We start from the raw sequence: 15,586 nt of genomic DNA on the forward strand, positions 1-15,586 counted from the left end.
TGTAAACTGACCGGTTAAATTCGTTGACCTGAAATTAGTGTAGCGTCGGTTTTTGCACTTCTGGCGCGGTTGGCTGCGGACGGGTGAAGGTATCGTGGCACAGCAGTGCAGCGACACGCACATACTCGATCACCTCTTCCAGCGACTGCTCCAGCTCTTCCTGGTCTTCATCTTCTTCGTAACCAAGCTGTGCGATAGTGCGCAGATCATCGATTGCTTCGCCGGTTTCGCCGGTGACTTTATCCAGTTTAGGCTGTGTTACCCCCAGGCCGAGCAGAAAATGGTTAACCCATCCTGCCAGCGCATCCGCACGGTCAAAGACAGTGATGTCGTCATCAGCAGGCAGCAGCAGCTGAAACAGGAAGCCGTCATCTTCCAGCGTGGTGGCGGTGTGCTCGTGCAGGGCCGCCAGCGGCACCGCAAGCGTGTGTGAAAACGCCATGCCTTCGTTAGCCAGATCGTGTACCAGCGTCTTCCAGCTGGTGTCCTGGTTGCCGCCACAGAGGATCCCGCTTAGCAGGCCGTGCATTTCAGCGGGCGTCATTCCAATGCCCTGCTGTGAGAGCACCGCCGCGAGCGCGTTGTAATCGGGGGTTGCGTTCTGTAAGGACATAAGTTTTCATCGTCGTTGGCAGAATAAGTTCGTGTTATGCTACCACTAGCTGCCTCAAGGTTTCCAGAAAAGGGGTTGTATCTTATTTCGTGGGTCTATATAGTTGCCCGCCTCCCAAGCCATTGACTGCTAAGGGAGTTGCGAGCGAAGTAATCAGTCAGGAAGGTGGCATGTCTGCACAACCGGTAGATTTACAAATTTTTGGTCGTTCGTTGAGAGTGAATTGTCCGCCAGAGCAGCAAGATGCGCTCAATAGCGCGGCTGAAGATCTCAATCAACGGTTGCAAGATCTAAAAGTTCGCACTAGAGTCACCAATACAGAACAACTGGTGTTCATCGCCGCGTTAAACGTCTGCCACGAGCTGGCGCAAGAGAAAGTGAAAACGCGCGATTATGCTGCTAATATGGAACAGCGTATCCGTATGTTGCAGCAGACGATTGAACAGGCATTAGTTGAGCAAGGTCGTATCTCTGATCGTGAGGGTGCGAAGTTCGAATAAAACTTCATGGTTGCTATACTTAAAGTAACGGTGAGGTAAATTTTCTCTGAGATGTTTGCATGTGGGCCAGTCCCCTGAGCCGATATTTCGAAAAAACAGAATGTGACGCTCGTAACCTGTGTGCATGCTCGGTTCGTCCGAGAAGCCTGATGGTTATGACGGCATGTTCACCTTGAACCAAGGGTTCAAGGGTTACAGCCTACGGCGGCATCTCGGAGATCTCTCTTCCTGTAGTCCTGCTTTATTCCCCATACCGACATGTTATAGTCGCTGTTCAGCGACTTATCAGGCGGGGAATCATGTCTGAATCTTCCATGTCATCACCTTCAATGATACAGCGTCAGGTTATCCGTCAGCAGGTACGCCATCTGCGTCGTGCGATGACTGATGAGCAGCAGGCCCTGGCGGCCGAACAACTCGCTGACCTCGCCCTTAACTACGCTCCCATGACTGCCGCGCGCAATATTGCTCTGTTTTTGTCGGTTGATGGTGAGCTGAATACCCGTCCGCTGATTGCCAGACTCTGGCATCTGAAGAAAGCCGTCTATCTTCCCGTTTTACACCCCTTCTCCCCCGGTAATTTACTGTTTTTGCGCTACTCGCCCGATACTCCCTTGCACATCAATAAACTTCGTATTCCTGAACCGCCGCTGGATATCCGGCAGTTGATTACGCTTGATCAGCTGGATCTGATGATGGTGCCGCTGGTGGCGTTTGATCAGCATGGGCAGCGACTGGGGATGGGCGGAGGCTTCTATGATCGCACCCTGCAGAACTGGCGGCAGCATGGCTTTTTGCCCGTGGGTCTGGCACACGATTGTCAGCAGGTTGATAACCTGCCTGTGGCGGAATGGGATGTCCCTTTGCCGGCAGTGATGACGCCGTCAAAACTCTGGCAGTGGGAGTAGCAGAGCCGCTGTTATAGGCTTTTTCCGATGGCTCAGAACCCCGAATCAGGGTGAAGCCTGCAACAATGGAATAGCACCACGCATAGGAAATACGGTTGAAGAGGAAAGCGTCCCGCGTGCGGGACGAGCAGTCAGGGATGACCTGTTTGCGACTTTCCGATCTGACCGGGTTTACTGAGCAGACTCAGTAAACCCGGTCAGATCGTAACTGACAACATGAAGTGGGGCTATTCAGCGCCACTTCATGTCTGCATCGCTTAGTAAAGCAGACGGGCGCGGATAGTACCCGGAATGGCCTTCATCAGCTGCAGCGCGTTCTCTGCCACTTCCGGCTCTGCATCAATGTCGATGACCACATAACCCATAAACGGCGAGGTTTGCAGATACTGGGCGGCGATATTAATGCCCTGCTCGGCAAAAATCTGGTTGATAGCTGTCAGCACGCCAGGACGGTTCTCATGGATGTGCAGCAGACGACTGGCGCTGATGCCGTGAATCGGCAATGACACTTCCGGGAAGTTAACAGCCGACAGGGTAGAGCCGTTATCGGAGTATTTCGCCAGCTTACCTGCAACTTCAATCCCGATGTTCTCCTGCGCTTCTTCCGTCGATCCGCCAATGTGCGGCGTCAGGATCACGTTGTCGAACTCACTCAGTGGCGAAATAAACGGCTCGCTGTTGGTGGCGGGTTCTGTCGGGAAGACGTCGATAGCCGCGCCACCGACATGTTTACTGGCCAGCGCATCGCACAGCGCCGGAATATCGACCACGGTACCGCGTGAGGCGTTAATCAGCAGCGCACCGGGCTTCATCTGCGCCAGCTCCTCTGCACCAATCATATCCTGTGTAGAGGCTGTCTCCGGCACATGCAGGCTGACTACGTCGCTCATGTTGAGCAGATCGGCAAGATGGCGTACCTGCGTGGCATTACCCAGCGGCAGCTTGTTTTCAATGTCGTAGAAAAAAACATGCATACCCAGACTTTCTGCCAGTACGCCCAGCTGCATCCCGATATGACCGTAACCGATGATACCCAGCTTTTTGCCACGCGCTTCAAATGAGCCTTTGGCAATCTTGTTCCAGATGCCTCGGTGCGCTTTCGCATTCGCTTCCGGGATGCCACGCAGCATCAGCAGCATCTCACCAATCACCAGCTCCGCAACCGAACGGGTATTCGAAAATGGCGCATTGAACACCGGAATTCCCCGGCTGGCAGCGGCCTGCAGATCAACCTGGTTGGTACCGATACAGAAACAGCCAACAGCGACCAGCTTCTCAGCCGCCGCAAAAATCTCTTCAGTGAGCTGGGAGCGGGAACGGATACCAATGAAGTGCGCATCGCGGATCGATGCTTTTAACGCATCGGAGTCCAGCGCGCCCTTGTGGAATTCGATGTTGGTATAGCCTGCAGCCCGCAGGTTCTCCAGCGCGCTCTGATGGACACCTTCCACCAGCAGGAACTTAATCTTATCTTTTTCCAGTGATACCTTTGCCATTTCCCGATCCTATTCAGCATTCAATGAGGACTACCATAAGCCAGCCTTCTGTCAAAATATCAAAAAAATCGCGTCCGGCAATACAAACGATTGCCCGGCAGCCAGCACGGCAACGGCTGACAGCCGCACATTGCCGGACAAAATCATGAGGTCGGCGGAGATGAGAGAACGAACCCACTGCCGATGACGCTTATGTGACATAAGTCACCAAATTTCACCGGCGCGAGAAAAGATGATTTGCAGGCAGAAATAACCGGCGCCTTTTCAGCGCCAGACAGATCATTTTTTGATGGTTTTCACCCCATCAGGTCCGCCAATTAACGCGATATCGGCTCCGCGCGCAGCAAAAAGGCCCACGGTGACCACGCCAGGTAAGGCGTTGATGGTTTTTTCCAGCTCAATCGGGTCGAGAATACGCAGATTATGCACATCGAGAATAATGTTGCCGTTGTCTGTGACCACGTTCTGACGATACTCCGGTAAGCCACCCATTTTTACCAGCTGACGCGCCACATAGCTGCGCGCCATCGGAATCACTTCAACCGGCAGCGGGAAACGGCCCAGCACATCCACTTCTTTTGAGGCGTCAGCGATACAGATAAAGGTCTCTGCCACCGCAGCCACGATCTTTTCACGCGTCAGCGCTGCGCCACCGCCTTTGATCATCTGCATCTGTGGGTTGATCTCATCCGCGCCATCAACGTACACCGACAGCACGTCAATCTCGTTCAGATCGAACACCTGAATGCCCAGGCTTTTAAGCTTCTGGGTGGAGGCATCGGAGCTGGAGACAGCACCTTCGATCTGATGCCTGACCGTGGCAAGTGCATCAATAAAGTGTGCTGCGGTGGATCCGGTGCCTACGCCAACAACGGTGCCCGGCTGCACGTACTCAAGTGCAGCCCAGCCAACGGCTTTTTTCAGTTCATCCTGGGTCATGGTATGTTTAAAACCTGTGCGACAACGAAGTGCGCGTAGTATAAAACAAGGCTTGCTGAAAATGCTCGGCTGACCGCCGTGGATTTATCGCTTTGGAAGCCAGCCCACAAAAAACAAGAGAGCCATCACAGGTGACACTTTTGTGGCATAGTGACGTCCACCCTGAGGAGAGAGAACAATAATGAAACGCCCGGATTATCGAACGCTTCAGGCGCTGGATTCAGTGATCCGCGAACGCGGATTTGAGCGTGCCGCACAAAAATTGTGTATCACCCAGTCGGCGGTTTCACAGCGTATCAAGCAGCTGGAGAACCTGTTTGGGCAGCCGCTGCTGGTGCGCACCGTGCCGCCGCGTCCGACCGAACAGGGTCAGAAACTGCTGGCGTTACTGCATCAGGTTGAGCTGCTGGAAGAGGAGTGGCTGGGCGATGAGAACAGTGGTACCACGCCACTGCTGCTGTCGCTGGCGGTCAACGCCGACAGTCTGGCGACCTGGTTGTTGCCTGCGCTGAAAGATGTGCTGGCTGATTCTCCCGTCCGCCTTAATCTGCAGGTCGAAGATGAAACCCGCACCCAGGAGCGTCTGCGCCGGGGTGAAGTGGTGGGTGCAGTGAGTATTCAGCCGCAGCCGCTGCCAAGTTGTCTGGTGGATCAGCTCGGTGCGCTCGACTACCTGTTTGTGGCGTCACGCGACTTTGCCGATCGCTTCTTCCCGAACGGCGTCACCCGCTCTGCCCTGCTAAAAGCGCCTGCGGTGGCGTTTGACCATCTTGATGATATGCATCAGGCCTTCCTGCAACAGAACTTTGATCTTTCACCGGGCAGCGTACCCTGTCACATCGTGAACTCTTCTGAAGCCTTTGTGCAGATGGCCCGGCAGGGTTCGACCTGCTGTATGATCCCGCATCTGCAGATTGAGCGTGAGCTGGCGAGCGGTGAGTTAATTGATTTGACGCCGGGCTTGTACCAGCGCCGGATGCTCTACTGGCATCGCTTTGCGCCGGAAAGCCGGTTAATGCGTCGGGTGACCGATGCGCTGATTGCGCATGGACATCGCGTGTTGCGTCAGGATCATGTCGCAGCCTGAAAACAAAAACGGGGCATCAGCCCCGTTTTGCATTACGGCGTATCAGGCTTGATTTCAAACACCACATCAACCTGATCGTCAAAGTTGATGCTCTGCTGATCATAGGTCTCCTGAGCCGTGGTATCTGCCGCTGCAGCCGCTTTATACATGCGGTTCATTGGCATCGGCTGATAGTTGGCGACCTGATAACGAATGCTGTAAATCGATCCCAGCTTCGCGTTAAAGCCTTCAGCCAGTTCGGATGCCTGCTGAGTCGCGTTTTTAATCGCGGCTTTACGTGCCTGCTCTTTGTAGCTCTCCGGGTTTGCCACGCCCAACTCGACGCTGCGCACTTCATTCAGACCGGACTTCAGCGCCCCGTCCAGCAGATCATTCAGCTTGTCCAGTTGACGCAGGGTGACCTGTACCTGACGCACCGCACGGTAACCTTTCAGTACCGATTTACCCTCTTTGGTGTAATCGTACTCTGGCTGCGTGCTCAGGTTAGCCGCATCGATGTCTTTCTTCTCAATACCATTTTTCTGCAGAAAATCGAAATATTGCGCAACGCGGCTATCCGCCTGCTTCTTCGCATCTGCGGCATCTTTTGATGACACGTTCACCACGATAGAGAGCGTTGCGATATCGGGACGGGCATCGACCGTTGCCTTGCCTGAGGTCACCACGTGCGGTCCGTTCGGTAACTCATCAGCGTGTACGCCAGGCAATACGCCAGCGCTCATGATTGCGGCCAGAGCCAATGCTTTCAGTTTCATGAAAGTCCTCCTTGAAAAGGTCACTATGACGGCTTCCAACCGGCGAAGCCCAAAAGCGCATGGGTATGCGCCATGCTTTGAGTGGTCATTATGGCAAAAGTTCGCCCGCAGCGCGGCAATTACTGCCACGGATCGAGGCTGGGATCAAAAACCAGCAATGCCCTGGCGCGCCAGCTGCAGGGCGATAAACCACATCACAGCACCTACCAGCAGGTTAATAATGCGCTGTGCTTTCGCCGTGCGCAGGCGCGGTGAGAGCCACGCAGCCAGCAGGGCCAGACCGAAGAACCAGAGAATCGACGCGCTGATAGTACCCAGCGCGAACCACTGACGCGCCGTGGTGGTCGGCAACTGACCGCCAAGACTCCCGAGCACCACAAAGGTGTCGAGATAAACGTGCGGGTTAAGCCATGTCACCGCCAGCAGCGTCGCAATAATACGTCCTCTGCTGTGCTTTAACGGCTCGCCATCCACCAGAGCGGCGTCGCCACGAAAGGCGCTTCGCAGCGCTCCCCAGCCATACCAGACCAGAAAAGCCACGCCCGCCCAGGTAATCATCATCAATAGCAGCGGAGACTGGCTAAGCAGCGCGCTACCGCCAAAGATGCCAGCGCATATCAGCAGAATATCGCTCAGCGAGCAAAGTGCCGCCGTCAAAAGATGATACTGGCGCTTTACGCCCTGATTCATCACAAAAGCGTTCTGCGGCCCCAGCGGCAGGATCAGTGCAGCACCCAGGGCAAGCCCCTGAAAGTAGAGAGATATCACTGGATTTTTTCCTCACATGGTCAGATGTGGGGAAGTATAAAGAGAGGGAATGATTAGCGGAAATTGAAAAAATTAATCTGCTATTAGCAGAATTAATGGGCGACCGATGCCGCCCATTAAAATCGTTACTGCGGCTGTGTCTCTGGTGTAGGTGCATCCGACTGTCTGACGCGGTGCAGATGCACGTCCATCTGCGGATAAGGAATACCAATCCCTTTACCATCCAGCGTACGCTTGAAGTTCTTCATCAGGTCCCAGTAGACGTTCTGCAGGTCTCCACTGTTGCTCCAGCAGCGCACGACAAAATTCATTGAGGATGCGGCTAACTCATTAAGCCCAATCTGGATACCCATCTCTTTTAATACACGTTCATCTGCTTCTACGACTTCCCGCAGCAGCGTCAGAACCTGATCAACATCTGCATCGTAGGAGACGCCGATAATAAATTCATTGCGGCGTACCGGCTCACGCGAAAAGTTAACGATGTTTCCGGCAAGAATTTTACCGTTCGGCACCACCACTCGCTTGCCATCAGCTGACTTGAGCGTTGTGGAGAAGATCTGCACGTTCATTACCGTCCCCATGATCCCACCCAAATCAACGAATTCACCGGTTCGGAAGTGGCGGAAAATCACCAGCAGCACACCAGCAGCAAGGTTTGACAGGGAATCCTTTAATGCCAGACCCACGGCCAGACCGGCCGCACCAAGGATTGCGATGACCGAGGTTGTCTGTACACCAATGCGTCCGAGTGCGGCGATAAGTGTGAATGCGATAATACCGTAGCGCACCAGCGCCGACAGAAAATCAGCAACAGTCGTATCAATGTGGCGCGCAAGCAGCAGACGATTAGCGGCGTTGGAGATGATGCGTGCAATCATCATACCCACAAAGATAATCGCAATGGCTGCGACAATGTTTACCGCATAGCTAATCAGGAGCTCCTGATTGCGTACTATCCAGTTACCTGCGTTGTTGAGTTCATCAAACATACCCGTATCCTGCATGGAACCTTCCTGTAATTAAATTCCCAAGGGAAGTAACAACATATTGTCAGAACCGCTCTGACAATCCCTGACAAAAGGGTAAACAATAAATGCCAGCGTGCCAATCCTGCATGACTTTTGACGCAAATCAGGCAAAAAAAGGACAAAAAAAAGGCCCTTTCGGGCCTTTTTTGTACTGAAGACGATTAATACAGTAACTGAATGTCAGTTACAGAACGTCGACAGCGTTAAGCTCTTTGAAAGCCTGCTCCAGACGCACCACCATAGAGGCCTGGGCAGAACGCAGCCAGACGCGTGGGTCGTAGTATTTTTTGTTTGGCTTGTCGGCGCCTTCCGGATTACCCAGCTGCGATTGCAGATAGCCTTCGTTCTTTTTGTAGTACTGCAGGATGCCGTCCCAGGTTGCCCATTGGGTATCGGTATCGATGTTCATCTTGATCACGCCGTAGCTGATAGACTCTTCGATTTCTGCAGCTGAAGAACCTGAACCGCCGTGGAAAACGAAGTCCAGCGCGTTGTGCGGCAGGCCATGTTTTTCACATACATATTTCTGTGAATCACGCAGAATGGTTGGGGTCAGTTTCACGTTACCTGGCTTATAAACGCCGTGTACGTTGCCGAATGAGGCCGCAATGGTGAAGCGCGGGCTGATAGCATTCAGTTTTTCGTATGCGTAGTTCACATCTTCTGGCTGAGTGTAAAGGGCAGATGCGTCCATATGGCTGTTATCAACACCATCTTCTTCACCACCGGTGCAGCCCAGTTCGATTTCCAGCGTCATGTCGAGTTTCGCCATGCGCGCCAGGTACTTGCTGCTGATTTCGATGTTTTCTTCCAGTGACTCTTCTGACAGGTCGATCATGTGAGAAGAGAAAAGTGGCTTACCGTTTTTCTGGAAGTACTCTTCACCCGCGTCCAGCAGACCGTCGATCCACGGCAGCAGTTTCTTAGCGCAGTGGTCAGTATGCAGGATAACCGGCACGCCGTACTGCTCTGCCATCAGGTGAACGTGGTGTGCACCGGCGATAGCACCGAAGATTGCCGCACCCTGTGGTTTGTCAGTCTTGAAGCCTTTACCGGCGATAAATGCAGCACCACCGTTAGAGAACTGGATGATGATTGGCGCTTTAACTTTCGCCGCCGCTTCCAGTGCTGCATTGATAGAGTCGGTGCCGACGCAGTTTACGGCTGGCAGTGCGAATTTGTTCTCTTTCGCAACTTTGAAGATCTTCTGTACGTCATCACCAGTGACAACGCCGGGTTTTACGAAATCAAAAATTTTAGACATGATTGTGTCCTGTTTCGTGACCGTTGTTCCCCTTGAGGAACGTCGATTTAAACGCCCAGACGGGCAAGACTTCAGGCGATACCGAAAGGCATCGCCCCCAAAGGATTACTGCTTCGCACGCTCTTCCAGCATGGCAACTGCAGGCAGTTTTTTGCCTTCCACGAACTCAAGGAACGCGCCGCCGCCGGTAGAGATGTAGGAAATTTTGTCTTCGATGCCGAACAGGTCGATAGCCGCTAAGGTATCGCCGCCGCCTGCAACAGAGAAAGCATCGCTGTCTGCAATGGCGTTAGCCACGATCTCGGTGCCTTTACGGAAGTTAGGGAATTCAAACACGCCTACCGGGCCGTTCCACAGGATGGTTTTCGCATCCTTCAGGATGGCAGCCATGGCCTGAGCGGTTTCATCGCCGAAGTCCATAATCTCTTCGTTATCCGCCACTTCCGAAACCTTTTTCACGGTTGCTGGCGCAGTTTCAGAGAATTCTGTGCCGACACGTGAGTCAGTTGGAACCGGGATACCGTGCTGATCGCGCAGGGCCTTAGCCGCTTCAACGAAGTCGGGTTCATAAAGTGACTTACCGACATTATTGTCGATAGCCACGAAGGTGTTTGCGATGCCGCCGCCTACAATCACGGTATCCGCGATTTTGACCAGAGACTGCAGCACGTCAAATTTGGTAGAGACTTTAGAACCGCCTACGACAGCCACCAGCGGACGCTCAGGGTTGCTCATGACTTTACCCAGTGCTTCCAGTTCTGCTGAGAGCAGCGGACCAGCACAGGCGATAGGGGCAAATTTGCCAACGCCGTGGGTAGAAGCCTGCGCGCGGTGCGCAGTACCAAACGCGTCCATCACGAATACGTCGCACAGGGCAGCATATTTTTTAGACAGCGCTTCGTCATCTTTCTTCTCGCCTTTGTTAAAGCGAACGTTTTCCAGCACAACCAGTTCGCCAGCGCCGACTTCAACGCCATCGAGGTAATCTTTTGCCAGGGTGACGGTGGTGCCGCTCAGCTTGTCTTTCAGGTAGTTAACTACCGGCAGCAGGGAGAACTCTTCGTTGTATTCACCTTCGGTCGGACGACCCAGGTGAGAGGTAACCATTACTTTCGCGCCCTGTTTCAACGCCGCTTCAATGGTTGGCAGAGAAGCACGGATACGTGCATCAGACGTCACTTTACCTTCTTTAACAGGCACGTTCAGATCGGCACGGATCAGAACGCGTTTACCCGCCAGATCCAGATCGGTCATCTTAATTACAGACATGGTGAATCCTCTCGTTGATTCTCATAAGTTTTGCCAGACGCAAACCGCGTCTTACCTGAAACCGCTTGCGGCCATCGCTAACGTCGTGTCGAGCATTCGGTTAGCAAAGCCCCATTCATTGTCACACCAGACCAGTGTCTTGATAAGGTGTTGACCGCTGACCCGCGTTTGTGTTCCGTCCACAATGGCACTGTGCGGATCATGGTTAAAATCTACTGAGACTAACGGTAATTCCGTGTAGTCAACTATACCACGAAATGCCCCTTCTGCCGCGCTTCGCAACAAGGTGTTAACGTCACACGCTGTTACCGCGTTATGCACTGAGACGCTGAGATCAATGGCCGTCACGTTAATCGTCGGGACGCGAACGGCTATCGCCTCAAAGCGATCGTTGAATTTCGGAAAAATACGGGTAATGCCTGCCGCCAGGCGAGTATCCACCGGGATAATCGACTGACTGGCGGCGCGGGTCCGGCGCAGATCGCTGTGATAGGCGTCGATCACCTGCTGATCGTGCATCGCCGAGTGGATCGTGGTAACAGTGCCGGATTCGATACCAAACTCATCATCCAGCAGTTTAATGACCGGGATAATGCAGTTCGTGGTACAGGAAGCGTTGGAAACGATGCGGTCGCTGGCGGTGAGATCCTGCTGGTTAACGCCGAACACGACGGTGGCGTCGAGATCGTTTCCGCCGGGATGAGAGAACAGCACTTTTTTGGCACCCGCCTGCAGATGGGCTTCGCCATCAGCCCGTGAGCCATAGACGCCGGTGCAGTCCAGCACCACATCCACATCAAGTTCACGCCACGGCAAATCGGCTATTTCTGCACGGTGCAAAATGCGCAGGGTATCGCCCCCCACCCACATGACATCACGCTCCTGGCGGACATCGAAAGCAAAACGGCCATGGCTGGTATCGTATTTCAGCAGGTGCGCCATACCGGTGGCTTCTGCCAGCTCGTTAATCGCGACGACGGTGATCTCTGCACGTCGGCCCGTCTCATAGAGCGCACGCAGGACGTTGCGTCCAATCCGGCCAAAACCATTTATCGCTACCCGTACCGTCATTTCTCTCCTGCCACGTCAGACTGAAAAAAACGTGCCGTTAGCCTGAGCGTTTCACTGCACTTTGTACAGGAGATTCTTACCCGGCATTGTCCGAAATCAGGGCGGTTCGCCCCGCAACTGAAACGGTTCAGCCAGAATAATAGAAGGAAGGAATAACAGGAATGATTGCGATCAATCTGACTGCTTAAATTTGGATCTGCGTCACAAATTGAAGCCAGAATTGTTTATTACTGCAGGAATAAAATAGCAAAAGGGACGAAACGCTCGTCCCTTTAGTTTCACTGCCAGACGGGAGCAGGCCCGCCTGGCCGATTTTTACGCCAGCAGCGCTTTCGCTTTCGCGACCACATTGTCGACGGTGAAGCCAAACAGCTCGAACAGCTGATCAGCCGGAGCAGATTCGCCGAAGCTGGTCATACCCACGATAGCACCATTCAGGCCGGTGTATTTGAACCAGTAATCCGCGATGCCCGCTTCGATAGCAACACGAGCGCTGACCGCTTTCGGCAGCACAGATTCACGGTACTCATCGCTCTGCTTGTCGAAAGCATCGGTTGACGGCATAGAGACCACGCGCACTTTGCGGCCTTCGCTGGTGAGTTTGTCCCAGGCACCGACAGCCAGTTCAACTTCTGAACCGGTCGCGATCAGGATCAGCTCAGGCGTACCGTCGCAATCTTTCAGCACATAACCACCGCGCGTCACGTTAGCCAGCTGTGCAGCATCACGTTCCTGCTGCGCCAGGTTCTGACGGGAGAAGATCAGCGCCGTCGGGCCATCCTGACGTTCGATGGCATATTTCCATGCCACCGCGGATTCAACCTGGTCACACGGACGCCACAGGCTCATGTTTGGTGTGGTACGCAGGCTCGCCATCTGCTCTACCGGCTGATGCGTCGGGCCATCTTCGCCCAGACCGATTGAGTCGTGGGTGTAGACCATGATCTGACGGATCTTCATCAGTGCCGCCATACGCGCTGCGTTACGCGCATATTCAACGAACATCAGGAAGGTGGCGGTGTAAGGCAGGAAGCCGCCGTGCAGCGCCAGGCCATTGGCGATGGCGGTCATGCCGAACTCGCGTACGCCGTAATGGATGTAGTTACCTGCCGCATCTTCGTTGATAGGCTTAGAGCCAGACCAGATAGTCAGGTTACTCGGAGCCAGGTCGGCAGAGCCGCCCAGATATTCCGGCAGGATTTTACCAAAGGCTTCGATAGCATTCTGTGAGGCTTTACGGCTGGCGATCTTCGCCGGGTTCGCCTGCAGCTGCTCAACGAATTTCTGCGACTGTTCCTGCCAGTTCGCAGGCAGTTCGTTGCTCACGCGACGTTTGAACTCGGTGGCCAGTTCAGGATGTGCCTGCGCATACGCAGCGAATTTCTCATCCCATGCAGCTTCTTTCGCCTTGCCTGCTTCTTTCGCGTCCCACTCAGCGTAGATGTCTGAAGGAATAACGAAGGGTGCGTGGTTCCAGCCCAGCTGTTTGCGGGTCAGTGCCACTTCGTCATCACCCAGCGGTGCGCCGTGTGAATCGTGGGTGCCCGCTTTGTTCGGTGAACCGAAGCCGATTACTGTTTTGCACATCAGCAGTGAAGGCTTGTCGCTGACGCGCTTCGCTTCGTCGATCGCTTTAGCAATCGCATCTGCATCGTGACCATCAACGCCGCGCACCACGTGCCAGCCATAGGCTTCAAAGCGCTTAGCGGTGTCATCGGTGAACCAGCCATCAATGTGACCATCGATAGAAATACCGTTGTCATCGTAGAACGCAACCAGTTTGCCCAGCTTCAGCGTACCCGCCAGTGAGCAGACTTCGTGAGAAATACCTTCCATCATGCAGCCATCACCCATGAAGACATAGGTGTTGTGGTCTACGATGTCATGACCCGGACGGTTAAACTGCGCGGCCAGTGTGCGTTCAGCAATGGCGAAGCCGACGGCGTTGGCGATGCCCTGCCCCAGCGGACCGGTGGTGGTTTCAACGCCCACGGTGTAGCCATATTCAGGGTGACCTGGAGTTTTTGAGTGCAGCTGGCGGAAGTTTTCCAGCTCGCTCAGTGGCAGATCGTAGCCGGTCAGATGCAGCAGGCTGTAGATCAGCATGGAGCCGTGACCGTTAGAGAGCACGAAACGGTCGCGGTCAGCCCACAGCGGGTTGGTTGGGTTATGGTTCAGGTAGCCGCGCCAGAGTACTTCAGCGATGTCCGCCATGCCCATTGGGGCACCCGGATGTCCCGATTTCGCTTTCTGTACTGCATCCATACTTAACGCACGAATGGCGTTGGCAAGCTCTTTACGAGAGGGCATTTTCTACTCCAGGTCGGATTAATGCTTCGCACCTTAACTGATTGTTATTAATGAGTTATCGGGCAAAACAAGGAAAAAGTTGCCCATCAATGTACATGAAAGTCAGGTCAAAAGTACATGTTGTAAAACGCTAAATGTCACCGCTTCGTATGGCTTTTTCGGCGAGGTCTGCTAGCAAAGTGCAGACTGGCACGCTATAACCAAATCGTTTATTCATCTGAGTGTGTTTCAGGTGTTTGTTTTTCTTACCTTGTTATGGATGGGATACAGCATGAAAACCAAAAAAATGGTGTTAGCACTTGGCCTGACGGCAATGCTCAGCGGTTGTCAGGGTTTAGACAATAATGCGCTGATGCAATCTGGCGCGCAGGCGTATCAGGCTTATAGCCTGAGCGACGATCAGGTAAAGCTTCTGAGCGATAAATCCTGTGAGCAGATGGACAAAGATAATCAGCTTGCGCCAGCCAACAGCGAGTATCAGCAGCGTCTGAACAAGATCGCGGCCGCGCTGGGCGACAACATCAACGGGGTTCCCGCGAACTATAAGGTTTATCAGACTAAAGATGTCAACGCCTGGGCGATGGCAAACGGCTGCATCCGCGTTTACAGCGGTCTGATGGATATGATGACCGACAATGAAGTGGAAGGCGTGCTGGGCCATGAAATGGGCCACGTGGCGTTAGGCCATACGCGTAAAGCAATGCAGCTGGCGTATGCCACGACCGCCGCCCGCACGGCAGCGGCCTCAGTGGGCGGCGTAATCGGTTCACTGTCACAGTCGCAGTTGGGTGAAATGGGTGAAAAGCTGGTTAATGCTCAGTTCTCCCAGACTCAGGAATCGCAGGCAGATGACTACTCTTACGATCTGATGAAGAAGCGCAACATCAATCCAGAGGGTCTGGTGACCAGCTTCGAAAAACTGGCGAAACTGGAACAGGGACGTCAGAGTTCAATGTTTGACTCGCACCCGGCTTCTGAAGCGCGTGCCGCGCACATCCGTGAGCGCATTGCTGCTGACGCGAAGTAACGCATAATGCAGGCGCATGCACGGTGCATGCGCCTGTCGTGCCGGTCAGGTCAGCATCACAGACCTACCGTTTGAATATCTGATCCACCATCGAACCTAAATCGAGTTTGTTCTCGTGCAGCGACGCCTCATCCATATGCCCCTGGGGCGACATTTTGTCGATCAGCTGCGGCAGAATGACCGCCAGCGTGCCCGCTGCGCCATGCACGTCGGTTCCCAGCTTATCCGCCAGTGACTGCAGTTCAGCCTGCCCAAACGCAGAGTGGATGTCGCTGTGTTCTACCGGCTGATTACTTCCAGTGCCGATCCACGAGCCAAACACCTCACCCAGCCCGCCCTGCTGGAATTTTTGCAGCAGCACTTCAATACCGCCCTGCTCCTGCACCCAGTGCCAGACCGCCTGCAGTTGCCCGGGCAAATGCCCATCACTCTGATTACCCTGCAACGATCCCGCCAGTTCATCAAGAAAGCCCATGATTGCCTCCACGTTAAGAATTGATATCTGTCAGTTTAGTTGCTGATGCGCGGTTACGCCTGAGGCGCGTGCG

15 protein-coding genes and 1 other RNA gene are annotated in these 15,586 nt (G+C 53.9%); 5 read left to right on the forward strand and 11 right to left on the reverse strand.

Features of this window, described 5'->3' with window-relative positions; all coding sequences use genetic code 11:
- Nucleotides 1–34 precede the first annotated feature (34 nt).
- Nucleotides 35–613 carry a YecA family protein gene (locus HZZ01_RS15545; protein ID WP_179898494.1) on the reverse strand — a complete coding sequence of 193 codons (579 nt, stop codon included), beginning with the start codon at nt 611–613 and terminating at the stop codon, nt 35–37.
- Between the two features lie 170 nt (nt 614–783).
- Here HZZ01_RS15545 and zapA point away from each other — a divergent pair, with 170 nt between their 5' ends.
- From zapA to HZZ01_RS15560, 3 genes are all read left to right on the forward strand, one after another.
- Nucleotides 784–1,113, forward strand: coding sequence for a cell division protein ZapA (gene zapA / locus HZZ01_RS15550; RefSeq protein WP_090965854.1), 330 nt, complete (start codon nt 784–786; stop codon nt 1,111–1,113).
- Between the two features lie 40 nt (nt 1,114–1,153).
- Nucleotides 1,154–1,336, forward strand: a non-coding RNA gene (ssrS, locus tag HZZ01_RS15555) — 6S RNA.
- 91 nt (nt 1,337–1,427) lie between these two features.
- Nucleotides 1,428–2,021, forward strand: a complete 594-nt coding sequence (locus tag HZZ01_RS15560; protein WP_179898692.1) for a 5-formyltetrahydrofolate cyclo-ligase — start codon at nt 1,428–1,430, stop codon at nt 2,019–2,021.
- A 257-nt stretch (nt 2,022–2,278) separates the two neighbouring features.
- On the opposite strand, the gene serA is transcribed toward HZZ01_RS15560, so the two are convergent.
- Nucleotides 2,279–3,517, reverse strand: a complete 1,239-nt coding sequence (serA, locus tag HZZ01_RS15565) for a phosphoglycerate dehydrogenase (protein ID WP_179898495.1) — start codon at nt 3,515–3,517, stop codon at nt 2,279–2,281.
- 279 nt (nt 3,518–3,796) lie between these two features.
- Nucleotides 3,797–4,456, reverse strand: coding sequence for a ribose-5-phosphate isomerase RpiA (gene rpiA / locus HZZ01_RS15570; RefSeq protein ID WP_179898496.1), 660 nt, complete (start codon nt 4,454–4,456; stop codon nt 3,797–3,799).
- Between the two features lie 181 nt (nt 4,457–4,637).
- On the opposite strand from rpiA, the gene HZZ01_RS15575 reads away from it, so the two are divergent.
- Complete coding sequence (locus tag HZZ01_RS15575) at nt 4,638–5,543, forward strand: LysR family transcriptional regulator ArgP (RefSeq protein WP_179898497.1); 906 nt, start codon at nt 4,638–4,640, stop codon at nt 5,541–5,543.
- Nucleotides 5,544–5,575: 32 nt separating this feature from the next.
- Here the strand turns inward: HZZ01_RS15575 and HZZ01_RS15580 are convergent, their stop codons facing one another.
- The 7 genes from HZZ01_RS15580 to tkt all read right to left on the reverse strand — a co-directional run bounded on the left by HZZ01_RS15580 (nt 5,576) and on the right by tkt (nt 14,011).
- Nucleotides 5,576–6,298: an oxidative stress defense protein gene (locus HZZ01_RS15580; RefSeq protein WP_179898498.1), complete on the reverse strand. Its 723-nt coding sequence runs from the start codon at nt 6,296–6,298 to the stop codon at nt 5,576–5,578.
- A gap of 144 nt (nt 6,299–6,442) precedes the next feature.
- Nucleotides 6,443–7,066 (reverse strand): arginine exporter ArgO, encoded by a 624-nt coding sequence (gene argO, locus HZZ01_RS15585; RefSeq protein ID WP_179898499.1) that lies wholly within the window; start codon nt 7,064–7,066, stop codon nt 6,443–6,445.
- 125 nt (nt 7,067–7,191) lie between these two features.
- Nucleotides 7,192–8,073, reverse strand: a complete 882-nt coding sequence (gene mscS / locus HZZ01_RS15590; RefSeq protein ID WP_179898500.1) for a small-conductance mechanosensitive channel MscS — start codon at nt 8,071–8,073, stop codon at nt 7,192–7,194.
- A gap of 208 nt (nt 8,074–8,281) precedes the next feature.
- On the reverse strand, nt 8,282–9,361 hold the full coding sequence (fbaA, locus tag HZZ01_RS15595) for a class II fructose-bisphosphate aldolase (RefSeq protein ID WP_010248835.1): 1,080 nt from the start codon (nt 9,359–9,361) through the stop codon (nt 8,282–8,284).
- 105 nt (nt 9,362–9,466) lie between these two features.
- On the reverse strand, nt 9,467–10,630 hold the full coding sequence (gene pgk / locus HZZ01_RS15600) for a phosphoglycerate kinase (RefSeq protein ID WP_179898501.1): 1,164 nt from the start codon (nt 10,628–10,630) through the stop codon (nt 9,467–9,469).
- Between the two features lie 51 nt (nt 10,631–10,681).
- Entirely contained in the window at nt 10,682–11,701 is a 1,020-nt protein-coding gene (gene epd / locus HZZ01_RS15605) for an erythrose-4-phosphate dehydrogenase (RefSeq protein ID WP_179898502.1), read from the reverse strand.
- 315 nt (nt 11,702–12,016) lie between these two features.
- Complete coding sequence (gene tkt, locus HZZ01_RS15610; RefSeq protein ID WP_179898503.1) at nt 12,017–14,011, reverse strand: transketolase; 1,995 nt, start codon at nt 14,009–14,011, stop codon at nt 12,017–12,019.
- 271 nt (nt 14,012–14,282) lie between these two features.
- Between tkt and HZZ01_RS15615 the strand changes: the two genes are divergently transcribed.
- Nucleotides 14,283–15,038 (forward strand): M48 family metallopeptidase, encoded by a 756-nt coding sequence (locus tag HZZ01_RS15615; RefSeq protein ID WP_179898504.1) that lies wholly within the window; start codon nt 14,283–14,285, stop codon nt 15,036–15,038.
- A 64-nt stretch (nt 15,039–15,102) separates the two neighbouring features.
- Here HZZ01_RS15615 and HZZ01_RS15620 read toward each other — a convergent pair whose 3' ends face one another.
- Complete coding sequence (locus HZZ01_RS15620) at nt 15,103–15,513, reverse strand: YidB family protein (protein WP_179898505.1); 411 nt, start codon at nt 15,511–15,513, stop codon at nt 15,103–15,105.
- Nucleotides 15,514–15,586: the final 73 nt, after the last annotated feature.

The organism is Pantoea sp. WMus005, assembly GCF_013415305.1.
GTDB classification, from domain to species: Bacteria; Pseudomonadota; Gammaproteobacteria; order Enterobacterales; family Enterobacteriaceae; genus Pantoea; species Pantoea rara.